The organism is Streptomyces uncialis (genome assembly GCF_036250755.1).
Taxonomy (GTDB): Bacteria; Actinomycetota; Actinomycetes; order Streptomycetales; family Streptomycetaceae; genus Streptomyces; species Streptomyces uncialis.
This window is the reverse complement of sequence record NZ_CP109583.1, coordinates 7,714,119-7,740,612: the sequence shown is the minus strand read 5'-3', so window position 1 is coordinate 7,740,612 and position 26,494 is coordinate 7,714,119. Positions and strand designations below refer to the sequence as shown.

The 26,494-nt window shown below is 73.1% G+C and carries 22 protein-coding genes; 2 read left to right on the top strand and 20 right to left on the bottom strand.

Annotated elements, in window-relative coordinates:
* Positions 1–20 precede the first annotated feature (20 nt).
* On the bottom strand, positions 21–1,487 hold the full coding sequence (locus tag OG711_RS32395; protein ID WP_073791946.1) for an RsmB/NOP family class I SAM-dependent RNA methyltransferase: 1,467 nt from the start codon (positions 1,485–1,487) through the stop codon (positions 21–23).
* 168 nt (positions 1,488–1,655) lie between these two features.
* A complete protein-coding gene (gene fmt / locus OG711_RS32390) occupies positions 1,656–2,588 on the bottom strand; it encodes a methionyl-tRNA formyltransferase (protein WP_266513188.1) in 933 nt (310 codons plus the stop codon).
* Between the two features lie 361 nt (positions 2,589–2,949).
* On the opposite strand from fmt, the gene OG711_RS32385 reads away from it, so the two are divergent.
* The gene (locus OG711_RS32385; RefSeq protein ID WP_073791952.1) at positions 2,950–3,486 is read left to right on the top strand and encodes a hypothetical protein; all 537 of its coding nucleotides are present in this window, start codon (positions 2,950–2,952) and stop codon (positions 3,484–3,486) included.
* 783 nt (positions 3,487–4,269) lie between these two features.
* Here the strand turns inward: OG711_RS32385 and OG711_RS32380 are convergent.
* From OG711_RS32380 to pyrR, 14 genes are all read right to left on the bottom strand, one after another.
* Positions 4,270–6,396, bottom strand: coding sequence for a primosomal protein N' (locus tag OG711_RS32380; protein ID WP_266513193.1), 2,127 nt, complete (start codon positions 6,394–6,396; stop codon positions 4,270–4,272).
* Positions 6,397–6,530: 134 nt separating this feature from the next.
* The gene (gene metK / locus OG711_RS32375) at positions 6,531–7,739 is read right to left on the bottom strand and encodes a methionine adenosyltransferase (protein ID WP_073791957.1); all 1,209 of its coding nucleotides are present in this window, start codon (positions 7,737–7,739) and stop codon (positions 6,531–6,533) included.
* Between the two features lie 259 nt (positions 7,740–7,998).
* The gene (gene coaBC, locus OG711_RS32370; RefSeq protein ID WP_405674276.1) at positions 7,999–9,243 is read right to left on the bottom strand and encodes a bifunctional phosphopantothenoylcysteine decarboxylase/phosphopantothenate--cysteine ligase CoaBC; all 1,245 of its coding nucleotides are present in this window, start codon (positions 9,241–9,243) and stop codon (positions 7,999–8,001) included.
* Between the two features lie 141 nt (positions 9,244–9,384).
* A complete protein-coding gene (gene rpoZ / locus OG711_RS32365; RefSeq protein ID WP_073791964.1) occupies positions 9,385–9,657 on the bottom strand; it encodes a DNA-directed RNA polymerase subunit omega in 273 nt (90 codons plus the stop codon).
* A 38-nt stretch (positions 9,658–9,695) separates the two neighbouring features.
* The gene (gene gmk, locus OG711_RS32360) at positions 9,696–10,289 is read right to left on the bottom strand and encodes a guanylate kinase (RefSeq protein ID WP_073791966.1); all 594 of its coding nucleotides are present in this window, start codon (positions 10,287–10,289) and stop codon (positions 9,696–9,698) included.
* Between the two features lie 38 nt (positions 10,290–10,327).
* Positions 10,328–10,651, bottom strand: coding sequence for an integration host factor (locus tag OG711_RS32355; protein WP_073791969.1), 324 nt, complete (start codon positions 10,649–10,651; stop codon positions 10,328–10,330).
* Between the two features lie 383 nt (positions 10,652–11,034).
* Positions 11,035–11,925: an orotidine-5'-phosphate decarboxylase gene (gene pyrF / locus OG711_RS32350; RefSeq protein ID WP_073791972.1), complete on the bottom strand. Its 891-nt coding sequence runs from the start codon at positions 11,923–11,925 to the stop codon at positions 11,035–11,037.
* Positions 11,922–13,028 carry a quinone-dependent dihydroorotate dehydrogenase gene (locus OG711_RS32345; protein WP_266513208.1) on the bottom strand — a complete coding sequence of 369 codons (1,107 nt, stop codon included), beginning with the start codon at positions 13,026–13,028 and terminating at the stop codon, positions 11,922–11,924. The genes pyrF and OG711_RS32345 overlap by 4 nt, the downstream gene beginning before the upstream one ends.
* A gap of 132 nt (positions 13,029–13,160) precedes the next feature.
* A complete protein-coding gene (carB, locus tag OG711_RS32340) occupies positions 13,161–16,469 on the bottom strand; it encodes a carbamoyl-phosphate synthase large subunit (protein WP_266513211.1) in 3,309 nt (1,102 codons plus the stop codon).
* Positions 16,462–17,622 (bottom strand): glutamine-hydrolyzing carbamoyl-phosphate synthase small subunit, encoded by a 1,161-nt coding sequence (gene carA / locus OG711_RS32335; RefSeq protein ID WP_329562062.1) that lies wholly within the window; start codon positions 17,620–17,622, stop codon positions 16,462–16,464. Before carA ends, carB begins: the two co-directional genes overlap by 8 nt.
* Positions 17,619–18,233 (bottom strand): PH-like domain-containing protein, encoded by a 615-nt coding sequence (locus OG711_RS32330; protein WP_073791983.1) that lies wholly within the window; start codon positions 18,231–18,233, stop codon positions 17,619–17,621. The genes carA and OG711_RS32330 overlap by 4 nt, the downstream gene beginning before the upstream one ends.
* Positions 18,233–19,519 (bottom strand): dihydroorotase, encoded by a 1,287-nt coding sequence (locus OG711_RS32325; protein WP_073791986.1) that lies wholly within the window; start codon positions 19,517–19,519, stop codon positions 18,233–18,235. The genes OG711_RS32330 and OG711_RS32325 overlap by 1 nt, the downstream gene beginning before the upstream one ends.
* A 5-nt stretch (positions 19,520–19,524) precedes the next feature.
* Positions 19,525–20,502 carry an aspartate carbamoyltransferase catalytic subunit gene (locus OG711_RS32320; protein WP_073791989.1) on the bottom strand — a complete coding sequence of 326 codons (978 nt, stop codon included), beginning with the start codon at positions 20,500–20,502 and terminating at the stop codon, positions 19,525–19,527.
* 172 nt (positions 20,503–20,674) lie between these two features.
* Positions 20,675–21,316 (bottom strand): bifunctional pyr operon transcriptional regulator/uracil phosphoribosyltransferase PyrR, encoded by a 642-nt coding sequence (gene pyrR, locus OG711_RS32315; protein WP_272926023.1) that lies wholly within the window; start codon positions 21,314–21,316, stop codon positions 20,675–20,677.
* Positions 21,317–21,534: 218 nt separating this feature from the next.
* Between pyrR and bldD the strand changes: the two genes are divergently transcribed.
* Positions 21,535–22,035: a transcriptional regulator BldD gene (bldD, locus tag OG711_RS32310; RefSeq protein ID WP_266513227.1), complete on the top strand. Its 501-nt coding sequence runs from the start codon at positions 21,535–21,537 to the stop codon at positions 22,033–22,035.
* A gap of 411 nt (positions 22,036–22,446) precedes the next feature.
* Here bldD and nusB read toward each other — a convergent pair whose 3' ends face one another.
* From nusB to OG711_RS32290, 4 genes are all read right to left on the bottom strand, one after another.
* Positions 22,447–22,875, bottom strand: a complete 429-nt coding sequence (gene nusB, locus OG711_RS32305) for a transcription antitermination factor NusB (RefSeq protein WP_073791994.1) — start codon at positions 22,873–22,875, stop codon at positions 22,447–22,449.
* Between the two features lie 2 nt (positions 22,876–22,877).
* Positions 22,878–23,444 (bottom strand): elongation factor P, encoded by a 567-nt coding sequence (gene efp / locus OG711_RS32300; RefSeq protein ID WP_073791997.1) that lies wholly within the window; start codon positions 23,442–23,444, stop codon positions 22,878–22,880.
* Between the two features lie 74 nt (positions 23,445–23,518).
* Positions 23,519–24,655, bottom strand: coding sequence for an aminopeptidase P family protein (locus tag OG711_RS32295; RefSeq protein ID WP_329562056.1), 1,137 nt, complete (start codon positions 24,653–24,655; stop codon positions 23,519–23,521).
* 561 nt (positions 24,656–25,216) lie between these two features.
* The gene (locus OG711_RS32290) at positions 25,217–26,326 is read right to left on the bottom strand and encodes an AAA family ATPase (RefSeq protein WP_329562054.1); all 1,110 of its coding nucleotides are present in this window, start codon (positions 26,324–26,326) and stop codon (positions 25,217–25,219) included.
* Positions 26,327–26,494: the final 168 nt, after the last annotated feature.

The window sequence follows — 26,494 nt, the reverse complement described above, 5'->3', positions numbered from 1 at the left end:
GGCCAGGGCGGGCACGGCGGTCAGGCGGTGCGGCGCAGCAGGGCGAGGTACATGGCGTCGGTGCCGTGCAGATGGGGCCACAGCTGGACGTCGGGTCCCTCGCCGAGCGCGGGGACGCCGGGCATCAGGGGGCGTGCGTCGACGAGCTCGGCGGCGCCCGTGAAGTCCCGCAGGACGTCGTCGACGACCGCGCGGGTCTCCGCGAGGTGCGGCGAGCAGGTGGCGTAGCCGACGATCCCGCCGACCCGTACCGACTCCAGCGCCCGCTCCAGCAGCGCGCGCTGCAAGGGCGCGAAGCCCGCGAGGTCCTCCGGGCGGCGCCGCCAGCGGGCCTCCGGGCGGCGGCGCAGCGCGCCGAGGCCGGTGCAGGGCACGTCCATGAGGACCCGGTCGAAGCTGCCGGGGCGCCAGGGCGGGCGGGTGCCGTCGGCGGTGATGACCTGGTACGGGCCCGGGTTGCCGCTGAGGGCGCGGGCGACGAGTCCGGAGCGGTGCGGCTGCTTCTCGGCGGCGAGGAGGAACGCGCCGCGTTCGGCCGCGAGTCCGGCGAGCAGGGCCGCCTTGCCGCCGGGCCCGGCGCAGCCGTCGAGCCACTTCTCGTCCCGCCCCTCGACGGGTGCGGCGGCCAGCGCGAGGGCGACCAGCTGGCTGCCCTCGTCCTGGACCCCGGCCCTGCCCTCCCGTACGGCGTCCAGCGCGCCGGGCTCGCCGCCCTCGGTGAGGCGTACGGCGTACGGGGACCAGCGGCCCGGCAGGCCGCCCTCGGTGGGCAGCCCGTCCAGCAGGGCGTCGGCGGTCATCCGGCCGGGGCGGGCGACGAGGGTGACCTCGGGGCGTTCGTTGTCGGCTTCGAGCAGGTCCTCGATCCCGGCGCGCGGGCCGCCGAGGGAGTCCCACAGCGCGGAGACCACCCAGCGGGGATGCGAGTGGACGACCGCGAGGTGGTCCTCGGGGTCCTCGTCGTAGGGCGGCGCCACCAGCTCCAGCCAGCCGTCGAGATCGTGCTGGGCGACCTTGCGCAGCACCGCGTTCACGAACTTCGCGCGGCCGTCACCGAGGACGACGCGGGCCAGTTCGACGGACGCGGAGACCGCCGCGTGGGTGGGGATACGGGTGCCGAGCAGCTGGTGGGCGCCGAGGCTGAGCACATCGAGGACCGGCGGGTCCACCTCGCGCAGCGGCCGGTCGACGCACCGGGCCAGCACGGCGTCGTACGTGCCCTGACGGCGCAGGGTGCCGTACACGAGCTCGGTGGCGAGGGCCGCGTCCCGGTGGTCGAAGTCGCCGTTCTCCCGGGCCTTGCGCAGCAGCGGGGGCAGCACGAGGTTGGCGTAGGCGTCCCGCTCGTCCACGGCCCGCAGCGCGTCGAACGCGAGCATCCGTACGGGGTCCTTCTGCGGACGGCGGTAGGGGCGGCCCTGGGGGGCGCCCTTGCCGCCCGGCCGCCGGGAGGTGGACTGCGTCGGCCTGCGCCGCTGATCGTTCACGAAAAGGTGCTCCGGGGAGAATCGGGACTGCGCGGTGGTGAGGACTGCGGGGTTTCGGGGACCGCCGGGTACGGACGTGGTGCCGGGGCACCGGGCGACGTACCCGGGACGGCCGCACCGGCTCCGTCAAGCGTACGTCGCCCCCGCGCGGGCGCGGTCCGCGAGCCGTCAGGCCCCGACCCGCTCCCCCGCCGTGATCCGCGCGCCCCGCGCCCAGTCGGCGGCCCGCATCGGCTTCTTGCCCTGGGCCTGCACCCACATCAGCTCCACCGCGTACGAGCCGGTGCCGACGTGCACGCTGTTCTTGCCGACCCCGAGCTCCCCGGGGGCGAGGTCGGTCCGGGCGGGCGCGGGGGTGGCCTGGACCAGCTTGAGCCGCTCGCCCCGGAACACCGTCCAGGCGCCGGGCGCGGGGGTGCAGCCCCGTACCACCCGGTCCACGCGCAGCGCGGGCGCCGTCCAGTCGACGCGGGCGTCGTCCACGGTGAGCTTCGGCGCGAGGGTGATCCCGTCGGCGGGCTGCGGGACGGCCTTGAGTCCGCCGTCGGCGATGCCGTCCATGGTCGCGGCGAGCAGTCCCGCGCCCGCGAAGGCGAGCCGGGTCAGCAGATCACCGCTGGTGTCGGTGGGCCGTACGAGCTCGGTGACGGTGCCGTACACGGGCCCCGAGTCCAGCCCCTCCTCGATGAGGAAGGTGGAGGCGCCGGTGATCTCGTCACCGGACATGACCGCGTGCTGGACGGGGGCCGCGCCGCGCCAGGCGGGCAGCAGCGAGAAGTGGAGGTTCACCCAGCCGTGGGCCGGGATGTCCAGCGCGGTCCTGGGCAGCAGCGCGCCGTACGCGACGACCGGGCAGCAGTCCGGCGCGATCTCGCGGAGCCTGGCGAGGAAGTCCTCGTCCCGGGGCCTGCGCGGCTTCAGCACCTCGATCCCGGCTTCCTCGGCGCGCTCGGCGACGGGGCTCGCGACGAGATGACGGCCCCGGCCGGCGGGGGCGTCGGGCCGGGTGACGACGGCGGCCACCTCGTGCCGGTCGGAGGCGATCAGGGCGTCCAGGGCGGGAACGGCGACCTCGGGGGTGCCTGCGAAGACGAGCTTCATCAGTGGCTGTGGGCCTCTCGGGCGGGATTCCGGTCGTGATCGGTACGGCGTCACGGGGCAGCGCACCAGTCTAGATCGTGTCCCCCGCGCCGGGGTCGCCCGCCCGGTGCCCGCCACGGGTGCCCCCGGGCGGACCCCGGAACGGGTCCCTGGGCGGGTGCGGAGCGGGGGGCGGAGCCAGGAGTGACCGGGCGGGGCACGCCGGGGGCGTACGGCGCGCTTCACGCCCCGCACCACGATCCGTGCGCCCTGGCACCGTGACCCCTGCCCGCGTGGCGCGTTGGTCAAGGAAGAGTTGACTCTGCGGACCGCGGACGCGGTCCGGTTCTTTCCCCCTCCGCCGGTTCGAGAGGCTTGTTTGATGGCCGACCACGCAACCCACGACGCACAGGCCCGAGCCAGTCTGCACCTGCTGGTGCGGGACATCGAGCGGGTCCGCCGCCAGGTGGACGCCCTGCGTACGCTCACCGCCCAGCTGGGCAATGTGTACCGCCCGCGCCGTTCGGGCCCGTCCACGGGCTTCGTCGTCTACGGCCGCGCGCCCGCACCCACCGTCCGTCTCGCGCAGGAGCTGCGGGACAGTGTCGAGACCCTGGTCACCGCGGCTGTGGACTTCGACCGGTCGCTGGGCTTCTCGTGGGACGCGGTGGGTTCCGCGCTGGGTGTGACGAAGCAGGCGGTGCACCGGCGGTACGGGGCGCGGCGGGCCGCGGCGCAGGCTGCCGCGGAGGCGGAGCGGGGGGCGGAGCCGGCCGCTGCGCGCGGGGCGGTGGGGGTCGCCGGGCCGCTGCCGTCCGTGCCCGCGGCGCGTTCCATGCCGACCCAGCCCGTCGGGGGCAGTCCGGCTCTCCGCGACGATCCCCGCCCGCCGGTCTTCCCCGCCCCCCGAAACGGCTGACGCAGTTTCGCTTGCGCGTCTGAGGTCTGTCCGGGTGGACGCACTTGTCCCTGTGCCGTCGCTCGGTGGTTTTGCGCAGTTCCCCGCGCCCCTTTGGGGCGCATCCGGCCGGTTCTTCGGGTCGGTGCCGGTCGGGATTCTCCGTCCTCGATCCGACACGCTCGGTACGACGTTTCCTTGCCGGACTGAAGAGCATCGGAGTCTGCGAGCAGAGATTCCCGCCCACCCCCTCCCGCAGCCAAGCGCCTGCACGAGGAGGATGGTTCAACCCCGCCCGGGCTGACGCCGGCCCGCTGTCTGACCCCACCCGCAGACGGAGAACCACCCCAGTTGGGCGCCCCCAAAGGGGCGCGGGGAACTGCGCAAAAGACGAGGGCGGACCCGCACCCGAAGAGCAACCGCAAGAGGGCAGCACCCACCAAGGGCCACCCGCACCCGAACGGGAACCGCAAGAGGCGCGACCCAAGGGGCGCGAGGAACTGCGCACCCCCGGACGTACCCGCACGGACGTCGGTACGCCCAGCACAGGAAACCCAGGGCGCGGGGAACTGCGCACCCCCGAACGTACCCGCACGGACGTCGGTACGCCCAGCACAGGAAACCCAGGGGCGCGAGGAACTGCGCACCCCCGGACGTACCCGCACGGGGACAAGTGCGTTCAGCCGGACAGACCTCGGGAGCGCGAGCGAAGGCGGCCTGCGGGGAACTGCGCACCCCCGGACGTACCCGCACAGGGACAGGTACGTCCAGCACAAGGGACCTCGGAAGCGCTAGCGAAGGCGGCTAGCCGATGTCCGGGGGGTCGACCCGGATACGCACCGCGCCCCCGGCCCCCCGGGCCGTCCGCAGGGCCTGCGCGGCCTTGAGCGCCGCGGCGAGGGCCGCCCCGCTCCCGGGCGGCACCCGCAGCAGCGCCCGCTCCCACACCGCCCCCTCGCCCGCCGCCAAGGCGCCCGCGGGGACGGGCACCGGGACCGGCCCGAGCAGCACCGCGTCCCCGGGCAGCTCCACCGACGCCAGGAAGTCCGCGACAGCGTCCGGCGGGCCGGTCACGGATGCCATCCGGGACACGGGCGGGAACCCCAGCTCGGCCCGCTCCGCCAGCTCCCGGACCGCGTGACCCACGGGGTCCCACCGCACCAGCGCCTGCACGGGCCGCAGCGAGGGCTCGGCTATCACCACGACCGTGCCCCCCGCCTCCTGCCCGCGCACCAGCGCCGCCGCGCCGAGCCAGTGCCGCAGGGCCTCCTCACCCGCCCGCAGATCGGGCCGCCCGAGCATCGCCCATCCGTCGAGCAGCAGGGCCGCCGCGTACCCGCCCTCGGCGACGGGTTCGGCGCCGGGTGTGCTGACCACCAGGGCCGGGGTGTCCGGCACCGTGTCGAGGATCTGTTCCCGCCCGGAGGTGCGGACCGGGACGGCGGGGAACGCCCGGCCCAGTTCCTCCGCGGTCCGCCGGGCGCCGACGACCTGCGCGCGCAGCCGGAACGACCCGCATTCGGGGCAGTGCCAGTCGCCCTGCTCGCGCCCGCACCAGCCGCAGCCCAGCGGTCCCGACTCACGGGCCTCCAGCGGTCCGGCGCAGTGCCGGCAGCGGGCGGGGGCCCGGCAGCGTTCGCATGCCAGCCTCGGGACATAGCCGCGGCGCGGCACCTGGACGAGGACGGGGCCCCGGGTGAGTCCCTCGCGGGCGGTCTTCCAGGCGAGGGAGGGGAGGCGGGCGGCGCGGGCGGCGCCGTCGCGGGCGAGTTCCCCGTCGCCGACGGTGCGGATCAGGGGGGCCGCGGCGCGGACCCGGTCCCGGTCGGCGACCAGGGGGCGGGCCCAGCCGGTCTCGACGAGCTGCGCGGCCTCGACGGTGCAGCCGATGTCCCCGAGCAGAAAGGCGCAGCCCTCGTGGGCGGCGCGCAGCAGCAGCACCTCGCGGGCGTGCGGCTGCGGGGCGTGCTGTTCGCTGTGGCTGGAGTCGCCGTCGTCCCACAGGACGACGAGTCCGAGGTCGCGGACGGGGGCGAACATCGCGGCGCGGGTCCCGACGACGGCGCGCACCGAGCCGCGCCGTACGGCGAGCCACTGGCCGTAGCGCTTCTCGGGGCCGGCCTCGGCGGTGAGCACGGCGTGCCGGCCGGGGCCCAGCAGCGCGCCGAGGGCGGCGTCCACGCGGGCGACGACGCGTCCGTCGGGGACGACGACGAGGGCGCCCCGGCCGGAGGCCAGGGTCGCGGCGACGGCGTGGGCGATCGCGTCGGCCCAGTCGGGGCCGGGCAGCGCGTGCCACACGGCTCGGGGGGCGGCGCCGTCCGCGAGGGCCCGCAGGAAGGCCGGTCCCTGTCCGTACCGCTCCCAGGGGCCGGGGGCGGGCGCGGGGGGCGGGGGCAGTGGTTCGGGTGAGGGGCGTTTCTCGGCGCGGGCGCTGCGCGGGGGGACGGCGAGCTGGAGCACATCGGCGAGGCTGCCCGCGTAGCGGTCGGCGACGGCGCGGGCGAGGCCGAGCAGATCGGGGCCGAGGACGGGTTCGGGGGAGACGACCTGGGCGAGGGCGGCGAGGGGGCCGCTGTAGTCGGACTCGGCGACGCGTTCCACCAGGAATCCGTCGACCAGGCCGCCGCCCTCGCGGCGGCCGTCCCGGACCTGGCCCCGGCCGGCGCCGAACCGGACCCGGACCCGGACCCCGGGCCGGGCGTCGGCGTCCATCTCCTCGGGTACGGCGTAGTCGAAGTACCGGTCGAGGTGCAGGACGCCCTTGTCCACCAGAACCCGGGCCACGGGCAGCTCGCGGGCGAGGGGTGCGCCGCGCCAGGTGCGGGGCTTGGCCTTGGGCACCTTGGCCTGGCGGATCGTCTCGCGGATGAGCGCGAGCTGCTCGGGCGGGGTGGTGTCGTCGCCGTCGGCGCTGTTTCCGCTGCTCACATCCGCATTCCTACCAGACGCCACCGACAACGCGCGGACCGTGCCGGGCGGTCCGCCGGGCACGGCCAAGGGCCGGGCCCGCGATGCGGGTCCCGGCCCTCCGTGACGCTGGTGTCAGCGGGTGCTGACGCGGATCACAGTCCGGCGGCGGCGCGCAGCGCGTCGACGCGGTCCGTGCGCTCCCAGGTGAACTCCGGCAGCGCACGGCCGAAGTGGCCGTACGCGGCGGTCTGGGCGTAGATCGGGCGCAGCAGGTCGAGGTCGCGGATGATGGCGGCCGGGCGCAGGTCGAAGACCTGGCTGATGGCGCTCTCGATCCGCTCGGTGTCGACCTTGTTGGTGCCGAAGGTCTCGATGAACAGGCCGACGGGCTCGGCCTTGCCGATCGCGTAGGCGACCTGGACCTCGCAGCGGGAGGCGAGTCCGGCGGCGACGACGTTCTTGGCGACCCAGCGCATCGCGTACGCGGCGGAGCGGTCGACCTTGGACGGGTCCTTGCCGGAGAAGGCGCCGCCGCCGTGGCGGGCCATCCCGCCGTAGGTGTCGATGATGATCTTGCGGCCGGTGAGGCCGGCGTCGCCCATGGGGCCGCCGATCTCGAAGCGTCCGGTCGGGTTGACCAGCAGGCGGTAGCCCTCGGTCTCCAGCTTGATGCCGTCGTCGAGGAGTGCCTTGAGCTCCGGCTCGACCACGAACTCGCGGATGTCGGGCGCGAGCAGCGACTCCAGGTCGATGTCCGAGGCGTGCTGCGAGGAGACGACGACCGTGTCGAGGCGGACGGCCTTGTCGCCGTCGTACTCGATGGTGACCTGGGTCTTGCCGTCGGGCCGCAGGTAGGGGATGGTGCCGTTCTTGCGCACCTCGGACAGCCGCCGGGACAGGCGGTGGGCGAGGTGGATGGGGAGCGGCATCAGCTCGGGCGTCTCGTCGCACGCGTATCCGAACATCAGGCCCTGGTCTCCGGCACCCTGCCGGTCCAGCTCGTCCTCGTCGCCCTCGACCCGCTGCTCGTAGGCGGTGTCGACACCCTGCGCGATGTCGGGCGACTGGGCCCCGATGGACACCGAGACCCCGCAGGAGGCGCCGTCGAAGCCCTTCTTCGAGGAGTCGTAGCCGATCGCGAGGATCGTGTCGCGTACGAGCTGCGCGATGGGCGCGTACGCCTTCGTCGTGACCTCGCCGGCCACATGGACCAGGCCGGTGGTGATCAGTGTTTCCACGGCGACCCGGGACTTCGGGTCCTCCCGCAGTAGCGCGTCGAGGATGGTGTCGCTGATCTGGTCGGCGATCTTGTCGGGGTGACCCTCGGTCACGGACTCCGAGGTGAAGAGACGGCGGGACACATCGCTCCCTGTGGTTGCAGCGGCTGCTGGCTGTTCATTGGCGGACCGGCCGGAGGCTGCGCCCGGCGTGGTCCGTCATCAGTTTATCGGTCGCGCTCGGTCGGCAGGTCACGTGTCTCGCCACTTGGGAGGGCGGTGAGCTGCGGCACTGGCATTCTGGGCCACGTGGGCGCTCTCCACCAGACCGGCACCACCCGAATGTGCGGGTTGCGCCGATACCGGCGTCCCGCACAAGCGATTGTCGCGCAGGATTCGAGGCTCACTCGGCGGACGCGCCGGAAAACCGGTCGGTGACCAGGTCCCACACGGTGTCGGAGAGGACTTCCTTCGGTCCGAAGGGCACGGGGGTCTCACTGCCGTCCGCGCCGAGGACGACGGCTTCGCTCTCCGCCTCGCCGAAGGTCTTGCTTTCCCCGACCTCGTTGACGACGAGCAGGTCACAGCCCTTGCGGCGGAGTTTCGCGCGGCCGTTCGCCAGGACGTCGTCGGTCTCGGCGGCGAAGCCGACGACCACCTGGCCGGGCCGGTCGCGGTCCCGGGAGATCTCCGCGAGGATGTCCGGATTCCGTACCAGCGAAATGGGCTCGGGGTCCTGTCCGTCCCGTTTTTTGATTTTTCCGGCGGCGTACACGGCGGGCCGGAAGTCGGCGACGGCGGCGGCCATCACGACCGCGTCGGCGTCGGCGGCGGCCTTCAGCACGGCCTCGCGGAGCTGGACGGCGGTGCCCACGGGCACCAGGTCCACCCCGGCGGGGTCGGGCAGCGCGGTGGTGTTGGCGGCGATGAGGGTGACGCGGGCGCCCCGGGCGGCGGCGGTCCGGGCGAGGGCGTAGCCCTGTTTGCCGGAGGAGCGGTTGCCGAGGAACCGGACCGGGTCGAGGGGTTCGCGGGTGCCGCCCGCGCTGATGACGACGTGCCGTCCGGTGAGGTCCGGTTCGCGGACGCCGCGGGCGAGGACCCGGCGGCAGACCTCGAAGATCTCGCCGGGGTCGGGCAGCCGTCCCTTGCCGGTGTCGGCCCCGGTCAGCCGGCCGACGGCGGGTTCCACGACGACGGCGCCCCGGCGGCGCAGGGTGGCCACGTTCTCCTGGGTGGCGGGGTGCTCCCACATCTCGGTGTGCATCGCGGGCACGAGGACGACCGGGCAGCGGGCCGTGAGCAGGGTGTTGGTCAGCAGGTCGTCGGCGAGGCCGTGGGCGGCCTTGGCGAGCAGGTCGGCGGTGGCGGGGGCGACGACGACGAGGTCGGCGCCCTGGCCGATGCGGACATGGGGCACCTCGTGGACGTCCGACCAGACCTCGGTGGCGACGGGGTGCCCGGACAGCGCGGACCAGGTGGCGGCGCCGACGAAGTGGAGCGCCGACTGGGTGGGGACCACCCGGACGTCGTGCCCGGACTCGGTGAGGCGGCGTAGCAGCTCGCACGCCTTGTAGGCGGCGATACCGCCGCTCACCCCCAGGACGACCCTGGGCCTGGCCGCCTCGTTCTTGTCGCTCACCGGCATGTCGCTCCCCGGACTCGGTGCGCGCACGGCCGTGCCGCCGTACGCATCCTGCGCAGTCGCGTCTGCGTATGTGTACGTACCCATGACACACCACGGGCCCGGACAGCTCGGCTGCCGGGCCCTTGGTGGATGAAGCGGTGGTTACTGCGCGGGGCCGTCGATGGCCTCGGAGGTCAGCAGGCCCGCGTTGATCTCACGCAGGGAGATCGACAGCGGCTTCTCGTGGACGTGGGTGTCGACGAGGGGGCCGACGTACTCCAGCAGGCCCTCGCCCAGCTGGGAGTAGTACGCGTTGATCTGGCGCGCGCGCTTGGCGGCGTAGATCACGAGGCTGTACTTGCTGTCGGTGGCCTCAAGCAACTCGTCGATCGGCGGGTTGATGATGCCCTCGGGCGCGGTGATGGAAGAGGACACGCTCTACCTTCCGAAGGTGTGGATGGGATCAGTGAAGATCACACAACGTCCATCAAGGCTAGCAGCTCACGGGCCACGTCCTTGACGGAGGTGTTGACCAGGGTGGTGTCGAACTCCGACTCGGCGGCCAGTTCGGTCCTGGCCGCTTCCAGGCGGCGCTCGATCACCTCGGGGGACTCGGTGCCGCGGCCCGTGAGCCGGCGGACCAGCTCCTCCCAGGACGGCGGGGCGAGGAACACGAGCCGGGCGTCCGGCATGGACTCGCGCACCAGCCGGGCACCCTGGAGGTCGATCTCCAGCAGGACCGGTTCCCCGGACTCCAGCCGCTCCAGGACGGCCCCGCGGGGCGTGCCGTAGCGGTTTCCGGCGAACTCGGCCCACTCCAGCAGCTCACCGTTGGCGATCAGCTTGTCGAACTCCTCGTCGGTGACGAAGAAGTACTGCACACCGTGCTGCTCGCCGGGCCGGGGCCTGCGGGTGGTGGCGGAGACCGAGAGCCAGACCTCGGGGTGTTCCTCGCGCATATGGGCGACGACCGTGCTCTTGCCGACCCCGGAGGGGCCGGAGAGCACGGTCAGCCGCGGACGTACGTCCGGGGGTACGGGGGTCGTCCCCCGGGATGTTGCAGCCATGGAGCGATTATCCCGCTTCGCGGGGGTGCCGGGGAACGTCAGGCGGGTCCGCCGCCGAACTCGCGCTCCAAGGACGCGATCTGGTTGGAGCCGAGCCCCCGGACTCGCCGGCTCTCGGAGATGCCGAGCCGCTCCATGATCTGCTTGGCGCGGACCTTGCCCACGCCCGGCAGGGACTCAAGGAGGGCGGAGACCTTCATCTTGCCGATGACGTCGTTCTCCTGGCCCGACTTGATGACCTCGTGGAGGGAGGCGCCGGAGTGCTTGAGTCGATTCTTGACCTCGGCCCGCTCCCGGCGAGCCGCGGCGGCCTTTTCGAGCGCGGCTGCGCGCTGTTCAGGGGTAAGGGGCGGAAGAGCCACGCCTACGTCACCTCGGATGTCGAACTGTCGGATGTCTGTCAGGTACAGCGGCCCGGTGGGGAACTCGGTCGCCCCACACCTGGGGAGTAACGGGCAACGCGCTGCCCGTTCGCTCTCGACGGAGACTAGCGGCCAAGGCCCTCCGAGTCAGCGAGAACAGCGGAAAAGTCCTGGTCAGCCTCAACCGAGTCCGACATTCTGGGGCAAAAAACCCCGGATCTGAGAACTCTTTCAGAATGGAGATCCGCCGAGGAGCCTCCGAAGGGGCCCGCGGAGGGCTCACGCGGGCCCGAAAACCGGAGACTGCCCAGGCCCGGACCCCGCGAAACCGACTCCTCGTTCGATCCACCCGCGAAAGGGGCATCCGGTGCCGCCGGGACGGCTCAGACCGCCGCGACCGCGTCCCGTACCTCGTCCGCGAAGCGCTCGGCCGCGCCGCGCAGCGCGGCGGTGTCGGGCCCGTGCCGCAGGACTCCCCTGCTGACGTTCGGGACGACCTGGCGCACGGCCGCGCCGAACACCTTCGGCAGATCCGCCGGGGTCGCCCCCTGCGCGCCGATCCCGGGGGCCAGCAGCGGCCCGCCGATCGCCAGGTCGTAGGAGGACAGGTCCCCGAGGGTCGCCCCGACCACGGCCCCGAAGGAGCCGAGCGCGGCGCCCGCGGCCACCTCGGCCGCGTTCTCCCGCGCGAGGCGCGCCAGCATGGTCGCGCCGATGTTCCGTCCGTCGGCGCGCAGCGCGTGCTGCACCTCCGCGCCCTCCGGGTTGGAGGTCAGCGCGAGCACGAACAGGCCGGTGCCGGAGGCCCGCGCCAGGTCCACCGCGGGGCTCAGCGAGCCGTAGCCGAGGTAGGGCGAGACGGTGAGGGCGTCGGAGAACAGCGGCGCGCCGGGAGCCAGGAAGGTGTCGGCGTACGCGGCCATGGTGGAGCCGATGTCCCCGCGCTTGGCGTCCATCAGGACGAGGGCGCCCGCCGCGCGTGCCTCGGCGACCGTCGTCTCCAGGACGGCGACGCCCCGGGAGCCGAAGCGCTCGAAGAAGGCGCTCTGCGGCTTCAGCACGGCGACCCGGTCGGCCAGTGCCTCGACCACGGTCCGGCTGAAGCGCTCCAGTCCGGCGAGGTCGTCGGTGAGGCCCCAGGAGGTGAGCAGCGAGCCGTGCGGGTCGATGCCCACGCACAGCGGGCCCCGCTCGTCCATGGCGTGTCGCAGCCGGGTGCCGAAGGGGACGGGGCCGGTGGACGCGGGACCGGTGGGTGCGGGGCTGTGGGTCATACGGGCTTCCTGGTGTCGGCGCCGACGGCCTCGGCGAGGGTGGCGTACGGGGAGGAGGCGAGGCGGGCGGCGAGGCCCCGGTGGACGGCGCGGGACCAGCAGGGGCCCTGGTAGATGAAGGCGCTGTAGCCCTGGACGAGGGTGGCTCCGGCGAGGATGCGCCGCCAGGCGTCCTCGGCGTTCTCGACGCCGCCGACACCGACCAGGGTGATGCGGTCGCCCACCCGGGTGTAGAGGCGGCGCAGCACCTCCAGGGAGCGCTCCTTGAGGGGTGCGCCGGACAGGCCGCCGGTCTCCGCGACGACGGCGGGGTCGCTGGTGAGGCCGAGGCTCTCGCGGGCGATGGTGGTGTTGGTGGCGATGATGCCGTCGAGGCCCAGGTCGACGGCGAGGTCGGCGACGGCGTCGATGTCGTCGTCGGCGAGGTCGGGGGCGATCTTCACCAGGAGGGGGACGCGGCGGCCGGGGACGCTGCGGTCGGCGGCCTCGCGGACGGCGGTGAGCAGGGGCCGCAGCTGGTCGACGGCCTGGAGGTCGCGCAGTCCGGGCGTGTTGGGCGAGGAGACGTTGACGACGAGGTAGTCGGCGTGCCGGGCGAGCCGTTCGGTGGAGGTCACGTAGTCGGCGACGGCCTCCTGTTCGGGGACGGCCTTGGTCTTGCCGATGTTGACGCCGACGGTGGTGCGGAAGACCTCGCGGCGGCCTGCGAGCCGGTCGGCGACGGCGGCGGAGCCCTCGTTGTTGAAGCCCATGCGGTTGATGAGGGCGCGGTCGGCGGTGAGCCGGAAGAGCCGCTTGCGGGGGTTGCCGGGCTGGGGTTCGCCGGTGACGGTGCCGATCTCGACATGGTCGAAGCCGAGCATGGCCATGCCGTCGACGGCAACGGCGTTCTTGTCGAACCCGGCGGCGAGCCCGAACGGGCCGTGCATCCGCAGTCCGAGCGCCTCGGTGCGCAGTTCCGGGTGGCGGGGGGCGAGGAAGGCGGCGAGGTAGGTCCGCAGGACCGGGACGCGCGCGGCGCGGATGATCCAGCCGACGGCCAGATGGTGGGCCCGCTCGGGGTCCATACGGCGGAACAGGAGCTGGAAGAGAAGCTGGTACATGGGGCTGGTGTCCTCGGGCCGGGGGCGGGATGGGGCGCGGGCCATGGGACGGGGGCACCGTTTCCGGTGCCCCCGGGTCCGGCGGCGTGCGGGCCGGGTGCGGCGGGGTGTCCGCCGCACCGGGCCGTGCGGTCAGTCGCGGGCCGCGATCAGCCGCTCCGCGTGCTCCTGGAGCGAGCGGACGCCCACGTCGCCGTGGTTCAGCGCGTCGATGCCCTGGACGGCGGCGGCGAGCGCCTGGACGGTGGTCAGACAGGGCACGGACCGCGCGACGGCGGCGGTGCGGATGTCGTAGCCGTCGAGGCGGCCCCCGGTGCCGTAGGGGGTGTTGACGATGAGGTCGACCTCGCCGTCGTGGATGAGCTGGACGATGGTCCGCTCGCCGTTCGGTCCCTCGCCCTCGCTCTGCTTGCGGACGACGGTGGCGTTGATGCCGTTGCGCTTGAGGACCTCGGCGGTGCCGGAGGTGGCGAGGAGTTCGAAGCCATGGGCGACGAGTTCCCGGGCCGGGAAGATCATCGAGCGCTTGTCGCGGTTGGCGACGGAGATGAAGGCCCGGCCCTTGGTGGGCAGCGGCCCGTACGCCCCGGCCTGCGACTTGGCGTAGGCGGTGCCGAAGGCCGTGTCGATGCCCATGACCTCGCCGGTGGAACGCATCTCCGGGCCGAGGATCGTGTCGACGCCGCGGCCGTGGATGTCGCGGAAGCGCGACCACGGCATGACGGCCTCCTTGACGGAGATCGGCGCGTCCAGCGGCAGGGTGCCGCCGTCGCCGTTCGCCGGGAGCAGTCCTTCGGCGCGCAGCTCCGCGACGGTGGCGCCGAGCGAGATGCGCGCGGCGGCCTTGGCGAGCGGGACGGCGGTCGCCTTGGAGGTGAAGGGCACGGTGCGGGAGGCGCGCGGGTTGGCCTCCAGGACGTAGAGGATGTCCCCGGCCATCGCGAACTGGATGTTGATCAGTCCGCGGACGCCGACGCCCTTGGCGATGGCCTCGGTGGAGGCCCGCAGCCGCTTGATGTCGAAGCCGCCGAGGGTGATCGGGGGCAGGGCGCACGCCGAGTCGCCGGAGTGGATGCCGGCCTCCTCGATGTGTTCCATCACACCGCCGAGGTACAGCTCCTCGCCGTCGTAGAGCGCGTCCACGTCGATCTCGATGGCGTCGTCGAGGAACCGGTCGACGAGGACCGGGCGGGACGGGGAGATCTCGGTGGACTCCGCGATGTACGAGGACAGCCGGGTCTCGTCGTAGACGATCTCCATGCCGCGGCCGCCGAGGACGTACGAGGGGCGCACCAGGACGGGGTAGCCGATCTCGTCGGCGATGGCCTTGGCCCCGGCGAAGGTGGTGGCGGTGCCGTGCTTGGGGGCGGGCAGTCCGGCCTCGGCGAGGACCCGGCCGAAGGCGCCGCGGTCCTCGGCGGCGTGGATGGCCTCCGGGGGGGTGCCGACGACGGGGACGCCGTTGTCCTTGAGCGCCTGGGACAGTCCGAGGGGGGTCTGGCCGCCGAGCTGGACGATGACGCCCGCGATCGGTCCGGCGAGCGACTCGGCGTGGACGATCTCCAGGACGTCCTCCAGGGTGAGCGGCTCGAAGTAGAGCCGGTCGGAGGTGTCGTAGTCGGTGGAGACGGTCTCGGGGTTGCAGTTGACCATGACGGTCTCGTAGCCCGCGTCGTGCAGCGCGAACGACGCGTGGACGCACGAGTAGTCGAACTCGATGCCCTGGCCGATGCGGTTGGGCCCGGAGCCGAGGATGATCACGGCGGGCTTCTCGCGGGGCGCGACCTCGCTCTCCTCGTCGTACGAGGAGTAGAAGTACGGGGTGCGGGCGGCGAACTCGGCGGCGCAGGTGTCGACGGTCTTGTAGACCGGGCGGACGCCGAGGGCGTGCCGGACCTCGCGGACGACATCCTCGCGCAGGCCCCGGATCTCGCCGATCTGGGTGTCGGAGAAGCCGTGCCGCTTGGCCTCGGCGAGGAGGTCCGGGGCGAGCTTGTCGGCGGCGGCCAGCTCGTCGGCGATCTCCTTGATGAGGAACAGCTGGTCGACGAACCAGGGGTCGATCCTCGTGGCGTCGAAGACCTCCTCCTGGGTGGCTCCGGCGCGGATAGCGGCCATCACGGTGTTGATCCGGCCGTCGGTGGGCCGCACGGCCTCGCGCAGCAGTTCGGCCTTGTCGCCGGGGTCCCCGACGAAGGTGAACTGGCTGCCCTTCTTCTCCAGCGAGCGCAGGGCCTTCTGGAGGGCCTCGGTGAAGTTGCGGCCGATGGCCATGGCCTCGCCGACCGACTTCATGGTGGTGGTGAGGGTGGAGTCGGCGGACGGGAACTTCTCGAAGGCGAAGCGGGGCGCCTTCACCACGACGTAGTCGAGTGTCGGCTCGAAGGAGGCCGGGGTCTTCTCGGTGATGTCGTTGGGGATCTCGTCGAGGGTGTAGCCGACGGCGAGCTTCGCGGCGATCTTGGCGATGGGGAAGCCGGTGGCCTTGGACGCCAGCGCGGAGGAGCGGGAGACCCGGGGGTTCATCTCGATGACGATGACCCGGCCGTCGGCGGGGTCGATCGCGAACTGGATGTTGCAGCCGCCGGTGTCGACGCCGACCTCGCGGATGATCGCGATCCCGATGTCGCGCAGCCGCTGGTACTCGCGGTCGGTGAGGGTCATCGCCGGGGCGACGGTGATCGAGTCACCGGTGTGCACGCCCATCGGGTCGAAGTTCTCGATGGAGCAGACGACCACGACGTTGTCGTGCTTGTCGCGCATCAGCTCCAGCTCGTACTCCTTCCAGCCGAGGATGGACTCCTCCAGGAGCACCTCGGTGGTCGGGGAGAGCGTGAGGCCCTGTCCGGCGATGCGGCGCAGCTCGTCCTCGTCGTGGGCGAAGCCGGACCCGGCGCCGCCCATGGTGAAGGACGGGCGGACGACGACGGGGTAGCCGCCGAGGGTGTCGACGCCCGCGAGGACGTCGTCCATCGTGTGGCAGATGACGGAGCGCGCGGACTCGCCGTGGCCGATCTTCGCGCGGACGGCCTCGACGACACCCTTGAAGAGTTCGCGGTCCTCGCCCTTGTTGATGGCCTCGACGTTGGCGCCGATGAGCTCGACGCCGTACTTCTCCAGGACACCGTTCTCGTGCATGGAGATCGCGGTGTTCAGCGCGGTCTGTCCGCCGAGGGTGGGGAGCAGCGCGTCGGGGCGCTCCTTGGCGATGATCTTCTCGACGAACTCGGGGGTGATCGGCTCGACGTAGGTGGCGTCGGCGATCTCCGGGTCGGTCATGATCGTGGCCGGGTTGGAGTTGACGAGCACGACCCGCAGGCCCTCGGCCTTGAGGACGCGGCACGCCTGGGTGCCGGAGTAGTCGAACTCCGCGGCCTGGCCGATGACGATCGGGCCGGAGCCGATGACCAGGACGGACTGGATATCGGTGCGCTTAGGCACGCTGGCCCTCCATCAGGGTGACGAAGCGGTCGAACAGGTACGCGGCGTCGTGCGGGCCCGCGGCGGCTTCGGGGTGGTACTGGACACTGAACGCGGGCTTGTCGAGGAGCCGCAGCCCCTCGACCACCTGGTCGTTCAGACAAACGTGGGAGACCTCGGCGCGGCCGTAGGGGGTGTCGCTGACCCGGTCGAGGGGGGCGTCGACGGCGAAGCCGTGGTTGTGCGCGGTGACCTCGACCTTGCCGGTCGTGCGGTCCTGCACGGGCTGGTTGATGCCGCGGTGGCCGTACTTCAGCTTGTAGGTGCCGAAGCCGAGGGCGCGGCCGAGGATCTGGTTGCCGAAGCAGATCCCGAACAGCGGGGTGCCGCGGTCCAGGACGGCGCGCATCACGGACACCGGGTGGTCGGCGGTGGCGGGGTCGCCGGGGCCGTTGGAGAAGAACACGCCGTCGGGGGCGACCGCGTACACGTCCTCGACGGTCGCGGTGGCGGGCAGGACGTGCACCTCGATACCGCGTTCGGCCATCCGGCGCGGGGTCATGCCCTTGATGCCGAGGTCGACGGCGGCGACGGTGAACCGCTTGGCGCCGATCGCGGGGACGACGTACGCCTCCTTGGTGGCGACCTCGGCGGAGAGGTCGGCGCCGCTCATCTCGGGGGCCTGGCGGACCTCGGCGAGCATGGTGCCCTCGTCGGGCAGCGCGTTGCCGGAGAAGATCCCGACGCGCATGGCGCCGCGTTCGCGCAGATGCCGGGTGAGGGCGCGGGTGTCGACGCCGGAGATCCCGACGACGCCCTGGGCGGCGAGCTCCTCGTCCAGCGAGCGCCGGGAGCGCCAGTTGGAGGGCTTCCGGGCGGGGTCGCGGACCACGTAGCCGGAGACCCAGATACGGCCGGACTCGGGGTCCTCGTCGTTGACGCCGGTGTTCCCGATATGGGGGGCGGTCATCACGACGACCTGGCGGTGGTACGAGGGGTCGGTGAGGGTCTCCTGGTAGCCGGTCATCCCGGTGGAGAAGACGGCCTCGCCGAAGGTCTGGCCGGTGGCCCCGTAGGCCCGGCCCCGGAAGAGGCGGCCGTCCTCCAGGACGAGTACGGCGGGGACCTGGGCCGCCCTGGTGGAGGAGGTCGGCTGCGCTGTCTGCGCGCTCATCGTTCCGCGCCTTCCGTGGTGGTGGTGTGCTGGGGGGTGTCCTGGTGGACGGTGGTCCGGGCGTTGATCCCGGCGACCCAGGCGGTGTGCTCGGCGGCGGTGTCGGAGCGGAACCCGGAGTCGATCAGCCGGTCGCCGTGCGCCCAGGTGACGACGAGCAGTCCGCCCTCGGCGAGGACCTTGCCCGCGATGCCCTTGTCGAGGCGGGCCCCGCGCAGCTGCGCGGTGGGCACGAAGAAGTCGGTGGCCCCGGGGCGTACGACGTCGAGTCCCGCGTCGGTCAGGGTCAGCTCGGCGCGGGAGCGGGTGCCGAGACCGCGGGCGACGATCCGGTCCAGCCACTGTCCGGCGGTGGTGGAGCCGTGGTAGCGGCCGCGCAGGGTGAGCCGGGGGGCGCCCGGGTCGTCCGGGGCGGTGGGCAGCTCGGGGAGGTCGCCCTGGAGGGTGCCGCGCCAGCGCCAGCCCTCGCGCATCAGCCAGTAGACGAGGACGACGAAGAGGATGAGGCCGACGAGCCAGCCGATCCGGGCGGCCCAGTCGGTGACCTCGGCCGATTTCTGCTCGGCGGCGAGCACGGAGAGGGCTTCTGCACTGCGGAGGGGGTGAGGCATCACACGAGCTTCCCGTCGACGACCGTGGCACGGCCCCGCAGCCAGGTGTGGGTGACGCGTCCCGGCAGCTCACGGCCCCGGTAGGGGGTGTTGCGGCTGCGGGAGGCGAAGCCCGCGGGGTCCACCTCTCCACGGTATGCGGCATCGACCAGCGTCAGGTTGGCGGGCTCACCTTCCGAGACGGGACGGCCGTGTCCGGCGAGCCGGCCGATCCGGGCGGGCCGGAACGACATCCGGTCGGCGACCTGCGCCCAGTCGAGGAGTCCGGAGTCGACCATCGTGTGCTGGACCACCGACAGCGCGGTCTCCAGGCCGACCATGCCCATGGCGGCGGCGGCCCACTCGCAGTCCTTGTCCTCGTGGGGGTGCGGGGCGTGATCGGTGGCCACGCAGTCGATGGTGCCGTCGGCGAGCGCCTCGCGCAGGGCGAGGACGTCGGCCTCGGTGCGCAGCGGCGGGTTGACCTTGTAGACGGGGTCGTAGCTGCGGACCAGCTCGTCGGTGAGCAGCAGATGGTGCGGGGTGACCTCGGCGGTGACGTCCCAGCCCTTGGACTTGGCCCAGCGGACGATCTCCACGGACCCGGCGGTCGACAGATGGCAGATGTGGATACGGGAGCCGACGTGCGCGGCGAGCAGCACATCGCGGGCGATGATCGACTCCTCGGCGACGGCGGGCCAGCCGCCGAGTCCGAGTTCGGCGGAGACGACGCCCTCGTTCATCTGGGCGCCCTCGGTGAGCCGGGGCTCCTGGGCGTGCTGGGCGACGACCCCGCCGAACGCCTTCACGTACTCCAGGGCGCGCCGCATGATCACGGCGTCGTCCACGCACTTGCCGTCGTCGGAGAAGACCATGACCCCGGCGGCCGAGTCGTGCATGGCGCCGAGCTCCGCGAGCTGCTTGCCCTCCAGGCCGACGGTGACGGCGCCGACCGGCTGGACGTCGCAGTAGCCGTGCTCGCGGCCGAGCCGCCACACCTGCTCGACGACGCCGGCGGTGTCCGCGACGGGGAAGGTGTTGGCCATGGCGTGGACGGCGGTGAAGCCGCCGACGGCGGCGGCGCGGGTGCCGGTGAGGACCGTCTCGGAGTCCTCGCGGCCGGGCTCGCGCAGATGGGTGTGCAGGTCGACCAGGCCGGGCAGGAGGACCTGTCCGGCGGCCTCGACGACGGTGGCGTCGCCGGCCGTGAGGCCGGTGCCGACGGCGGCGATGGTCCCGCCGTCGATCAGCACGTCCTGGGGGTCGCCGCCGAGCACCCGGGCACCGCGGATAAGGATCTTGCTCATGTCGGTTACTTCTCCTCGGTACGGGTGTGGGTGACGGCGGGCTCGTTGCCGCCGAGCAGCAGGTACAGCACGGCCATCCGGATGGAGACCCCGTTGGTGACCTGTTCCAGGGCGGTGCAGCGGTCGGAGTCGGCGACCTCCGCGGTGATCTCCATACCGCGGACCATCGGCCCGGGGTGCATCACGATCGCGTGTCCGGGCATCCGGGCCATCCGGTCGCCGTTGAGCCCGTACCTGCGGGCGTACTCGCGCTCGGTCGGGAAGTACGCGGCGTTCATGCGTTCGCGCTGGACGCGCAGCATCATCACGGCGTCCGACCCGGGCAGCACGGTGTCGATGTCGTAGGACACGTCGCAGGGCCACCGCTCGACGCCGACGGGCACCAGGGTGGGCGGGGCGACCAGGGTGACCTGGGCGCCGAGGGTGTGCAGCAGGTCGACGTTGGAGCGGGCGACCCGGCTGTGCAGGATGTCGCCGACGATCGTGATGCGGCGCCCGGCGAGGTCGCGGCCGAGTCCGGTGTCCCGGCCGACGAGGCGGCGGCGCATGGTGAAGGCGTCCAGCAGGGCCTGGGTGGGGTGCTGGTGGGTGCCGTCGCCCGCGTTGATCACGGCGGCGTCGATCCAGCCGGAGGTGGCGAGGCGGTAGGGGGCGCCGGAGGCGCCGTGCCGGATGACGACGGCGTCGACGCCCATCGCCTCCAGGGTCTGCGCGGTGTCCTTGAGGGACTCGCCCTTGGAGACCGAGGAGCCCTTGGCGGTGAAGTTGATGACATCGGCGGACAGCCGCTTCTCGGCGGCCTCGAAGGAGATCCGGGTACGGGTGGAGTCCTCGAAGAACAGGTTGACGACGGTACGGCCGCGCAGGGTCGGCAGCTTCTTGATCGGCCGGTCGGCGACCCGGGCCATCTCCTCGGCGGTGTCGAGGATCAGGACGGCGTCGTCACGGGAGAGGTCGGCGGCCGAGATGAGATGACGCAGCATCTGTATGGCTCCGTAGGGCAGTTCGGCGTGTCGGAGGTCCGGGCGGTCCCGGAGGGGGGTGCGGCGGGCGGCACCGGGGCGGGGCCGGCCGGGGGCGGGCGCGCGGCGGCGCACCGCGGGACGCGGAGCGGTGGCGGCGCGGCCCGTCCGGGCCAGGGTCAGACGGTGCGGCTCATCCGGCGGGGCCCGCGGGCTTCAGCCCGAGCAGGACGGTGTCGCGCCCGTCCTCCTCGTCGAGCTGCACCCGGACCGTCTCGCGCAGCGAGGTCGGCAGGTTCTTGCCCACGTAGTCCGCGCGGATCGGCAGCTCGCGGTGGCCGCGGTCGACGAGGACGGCGAGCTGCACCGCGCGGGGGCGCCCGATGTCGTTCAGGGCGTCGAGGGCCGCGCGGATGGTGCGCCCGGAGAAGAGCACGTCGTCGACGAGGACCACGAGCCGGCCGTCCACCCCGTCGCCGGGGATGTCGGTGCGGGCCAGGGCGCGCGGCGGGTGCATCCGCAGGTCGTCGCGGTACATGGTGATGTCGAGGGAGCCGACGGGGATCGCGCGCCCGGTGATCTCCGCGAGCTTCGCGGCGAGCCGCTGCGCGAGGAAGACCCCGCGGGTGGGGATGCCGAGGAGCACCACATCGTCGGCGCCCTTGGCGCGCTCCACGATCTCGTGGGCGATACGGGTCAGCATCCGGGCGATGTCGGGAGCCTCCAGGACAGGCCGCGCGGCGCCCTCGGGGGCGCCGGTGCCGTCGTGGACGGGTCCGGTGGGACCGGCGGCGGGGCCGGCCGGTTCGGGGTGGTTCGTACCGCTGGTGTCCATAAGAAACGGACCTCCTTCTCCGCCTCACGGGACGGACCTTAAAGGACGTCGGAATTGCGCCCTGCACGATAGCAGGTCGCCCATTCCCCCAGTTCACCCCCTCACCGTGCGCCCCGGGCCGAGGCAGGGAAGAGTCGGTGCTGACCGTTCGGCTTGACGCATTCAAGTCACGCTGCGTAACCTCACAGTGAGTCACCAGCCTTCGTCCGGGGAGCTATATGTCCAGCGAATACGCAAAACAGCTCGGGGCCAAGCTCCGGGCCATCCGCACCCAGCAGGGCCTGTCTCTCCACGGCGTCGAGGAGAAGTCCCAGGGCCGCTGGAAGGCCGTCGTGGTCGGGTCCTACGAGCGCGGGGACCGTGCCGTGACCGTCCAGCGTCTCGCCGAGCTGGCGGATTTCTACGGGGTCCCGGTCCAGGAGCTGCTGCCCGGCACCACGCCCGGCGGCGCCGCCGAGCCGCCGCCGAAGCTCGTCCTGGACCTGGAGCGCCTGGCGCATGTCCCGGCCGACAAGGCGGGCCCGCTCCAGCGTTACGCCGCCACGATCCAGTCCCAGCGCGGCGACTACAACGGCAAGGTCCTGTCGATCCGCCAGGACGACCTGAGAACCCTCGCGGTGATCTACGACCAGTCCCCCTCGGTCCTCACCGAGCAGCTCATCGGCTGGGGCGTGCTGGACGCGGACGCCCGTCGCGCGGTGGCCCACGAGGACAACTGACCCCTCACCCACCAGCAGAAACGTGCCGCCGGGGTGGCGCGGACCTCAGGGTCCCGCGCCACCCCGGCATGCGTTCACCCGGACGGCCCAGCGGTCGGTGCGCGGGTCGCACGGTGGACGCGGTATGCGCGGCACGGTATGGGGCGGCGGTCGGACGGTCGGGCCCCCAGAGGCCGGACCGCGTGGCGGTGAGACGGCCGGGCGGACGAGTCCCCGGGTCGTGCGGCGCCGGACGGACCGGCCGCCGGATCACCGGGTCGTGCGGAGTCCGGCGGCCCGGACAACGACCGGGCCGGACAACGACCGACCGCCCGCACCACGCCGGGGGCAGGGCCCCCGCGGGTACGGGCGGGCGGATGAGCGGCGGCCCCCGCCGCGGGCGGCGGGGGCGGCACGGCCGGTCGGGCGGCGTCAGTCCCGTCGGAGACCGGGCTTCAGCTCCTTGAGCCGTCCGAGCAGGCCGTTCACGAAGTTCGGCGAGTCGTCGGTGGAGAACTCCTTCGCCAGCTCGACGGCCTCGTCGAGGACCACCGCGTCGGGTGTGCCGTCCACCCAGATCAGCTCGTAGGCGCCGAGCCGCAGGATGTTCCGGTCCACCACGGGCATCCGGTCCAGCGTCCATCCCACGGCGTACTGCGCGAGCAGCTCGTCGATCCGCGCGGCGTGCTGCGCGTACCCCTCGACCAGCTCCATGGTGTACTCGCTCACCGGCGGCTGCCGGGTGTCCGTACGTGAATGACGCACCCAGTCCGCGAGGACCGTGGTCACGTCGGCATCGCGCTGATCGCCTTCGAAGAGGATCTGGAAGGCGCGTTTGCGGGCCGTGTTCCGGGCAGCCACGGTTAGCTGTTCACCCGGCCGAGGTAGTCGCCCGAGCGGGTGTCGACCTTGATCTTCTCGCCGGTCGTGATGAAGAGCGGAACCTGCATCTCGAACCCGGTCTCCAGCTTCGCGGGCTTGGTGCCGCCCGTGGAGCGGTCGCCCTGGACGCCCGGCTCGGTCTCGGCGATGACCAGCTCGACAGCGGTCGGCAGCTCGACGAACAGGACACTGCCGTCGTGCTGCGCCACGGTGGCCGAGAAGCCCTCAAGGAGGAAGTTCGCGGCGTCACCGACGGTCTTGCGGTCGATGTGCAGCTGGTCGAAGGTCTGCATGTCCATGAAGACGAAGTACTCGCCGTCCATGTAGGAGAACTGCATGTCCCGCTTGTCGACGGTGGCCGTTTCGACCTTCACGCCGGCGTTGAAGGTCTTGTCGACGACCTTCCCGGACAGCACGTTCTTGAGCTTGGTGCGCACGAAGGCAGGGCCCTTGCCGGGCTTGACGTGCTGGAACTCGACGACGGACCAGAGCTGGCCCCCGTCGAGCTTGAGTACCAGGCCGTTCTTGAGGTCGTTCGTGGAAGCCACGGTTGCGGAATCTCCTGGACTGACGTGGACGACCAGCGGGGGCCCGCGTCCGGCAGCTCAGCGGTGGGCTGAGGCTAGAGCGCCAGGAGCTCCTTGGTCGTGATGGTGAGTAGCTCGGGTCCGCCGTCCGCCTCTGGGCGCACGACGAGCGTGTCATCGATCCGGACCCCGCCCCGGCCAGGGAGGTGAACCCCCGGTTCGACGGTGACCGGCACACAAGCGTCCAGTTTACCCATGGCCGAGGGCGCCAATTGCGGGTCCTCGTCGTTTTCGAGCCCCACACCGTGCCCGATGCGCGGCGGAAGGCCCTCCCGGTGGCCCGCGGACTCCAGGATCTGGCGGGCCGCGCGGTCCACATCGCGGCAGGCGGCGCCGGGCACCAGGGCCTCCCGTCCGGCCCGCTGAGCGGCGAAGACAAGGTCGTACAGCTCGATCTGCCAGTCCGCGGGCGAGGTCCCGATGACAAAGGTCCGGCCGATCTCGCAACGATAGCCGCGGTAGGACGCGCCCAGGCCCACGGACAGAAAATCGCCTTCCTCGACCCTGCGGTCGGTGGGACGGTGCTCACCGAGACCCGCGTGCGGGCCGGTGCCCACCGAGGTCGCGAAAGCGGGGCCGTCGGCCCCGTGGTCGACCAGCCGGCGTTCCAGCTCCAGGGCGAGATGCCGCTCCGTGCGGCCCACCAGGATCGATTCGAGCAGTTCGCTCAGGGCCTGGTCGGCGATCTCCGCGGCGATCCGCAGACAGCCGATCTCCTCCTCGTCCTTGATCAGCCGGAGCTGTTCGACGGCTCCCGCGAGGTCGGTGAGCCGCAGACCGGGGGCGACGGTCCGCAGCGCCCGGTGGCGGGCGACCGTCAGATGGTGCTCCTCCACGGCGAGGGCGTCCGTGCCCCGGGCCGCGGCGATGCCCGCGGCGGTCACCGCGGGGTCCCCGCCCGGGTCGGGGAGGGTCTTGGTGAGCAGCGTCTCGTCGGGGCGGCCCTCGTCCGGGCGGCCGCTGGGCGGGTGCGCGCAGACCAGGAGGTCGCCGTTGCCGCCCTCGCCGCCGCCGTCGTCCTCGCTCTCGCCGAGGAGGAGGACCGCGCCGGGGGGCGCGGTGCCGGTGAGGTAGCGGACGTTGGCGGGGCGGGAGATGAGTGCCGCCGCGGGGCCACCTGCGGTGTTGCGTTCCCGTAGGCGGTGTCTTCGGGACGCGTACGCCTCTGCCATGGTCCGAGCGTACGAGTGACCTGGCGCGGGGGCCCGGTCTGCGCGGCCGGACGGGGGGGGTCCCCCGTCCGGCGGCTGGGTTCGGCGTGCCTCTGGCCGTCCTCCCTTGCGGGTGGGTCCTGGGTGCTCGCGGTGTTGCTCGCGGTGTTGCTCGCGCCCTTCAGGTCTCCGCACCTGGGCCTACTTGTTCCTGTGCGGGTCCGACGTGGGGCGCAGTTCCTCGCGCCCCTTAGGTCTCGGCACCTGGGCCTACTTGTTTCTGTGCGGGTCGCACGGGGGTGCGCAGTTCCTCGCGCCCCTTGCGGGGCGCCTCCCGGCGTGGGCCTTCACCTGCGGGTGGGTCCTGGGTTGCTCGCGCAGTTCCTCGCGCCCCTTAGGTCTCCGCGCCTGGGCCCACTTGTTTCTGTGCGGGTCGCACGGGGGTGCGCCGTTCCCCGCGCCCCTTGCGGGGCGCCTCCCGGCGTGGGCCCTCACCTGCGGGTCGGTACGGGGTTGCTCGCGCCGTTCCTCGCGGCCCTTACGGGGCGAACCTGGGCGTCGTCCGTCCTGTCCGGGCAGGGATTACCACTGTGGGGGGCTGGCTACCGAGCGGGTGAGGGCTTCTGTGAGGGCCTGGGCCGTGCTGGGGATGTCCAGGTGGGAGTTGTCGATGATCGGGAGGCCCGAGCCGTACCAGCCGGCCATCCGGCCGTGGATACGGGCCACCTCCTCGTCGGCGAGACGGCGGTTCCCGCTGCGCTCGGCGTTGCGCTCCAGGACGATCTCCAGGCCCGGCAGCAGGACCACGGGCAGCAGCCCGGGCCCCACATGCCGCTTCCAGCCGCCGAGGCCGACCACCGGGCGGTCGGGGAAGACCGCGTCGTCGAGGATGCAGGAGATGCCGTTGGCGAGGAAATTGCGCGCGGCGAAGCCGCAGGTGCGGCGGGCCAGCCGGTACTGGGCCTCCGAGTGGTCGTTCCACCCGGACTGCGGGTCGGCGAAGCCGGAGCGCACCCATTCCCGGACGTCGTCGAGGCTGATGTGCGCGGTCGGGGCGCGGCGGTGCTCGGCCCAGTACTTGGCGACGCTCGTCTTGCCCGCGCCCGCCGGGCCGATCAGCAGCACCGCGAGGGTGATCCCGGTCGTGTCGGGTCCGCCGTGGGCGGGTGGCGGGCTGGGGAGCGCGACGGGGCCGCCGGGGGGCAGCCGGACATGGCCGGTGCTGTCCGGACGGGCCTGGGGCGGGCCGCCAGGGGCCTGCGCCGAGGCGGCCGGGGCCTGGCGGGGTGCGGGATGCGGGGGCGGGCCCTGGTGCGGAGGCGAGTGCGGCGGGGGGCCCTGCCGCGGCGCCGGGGGCGGCGGCGGGCCCTGACGCTGTGGCGGGCCCTGCTGCGGCGTGGGGGGCGGTGGCGGGGCTTGGTGCGGGGGCGAGTGCGGCGCCGGGGGCGGGCCCTGGTGCGGGTGGGGGGCCGGTGGGGGGCCGCTGGGGGGCGGGGGCGCGGCGTGGCCCGAGTGCGGGGGCGGGGGGACGGACGGGTAGGGCACGGGAGGGGGCGGCCCGGTGGGTACGGGGCCCGGGTGAGGTGTGCCTGGGCGGTGCGTGCCCAGGTGGTGCGGGGCCGGCCAGCCCGCGGCCGGTTCCCCGCCCGGCCGCTCGGGCGGCGGCAGCGGTGCTCCCCCTGCGTGCTGCATCCGGTGCCACTCCGTCTCGTACAGGCCGTACCGGCGCGTCGGGTCGTGTCGTGTCGTCCAGACAACTCGCGGCGACCCCGCCGGAGTTCCCGGCCGGGCGGCGCCGCTCCCCGCGGCCGTGGCGGCCGGGGAACATCCACCGAACGGTACCTTCCCGGGCGGTCCCCG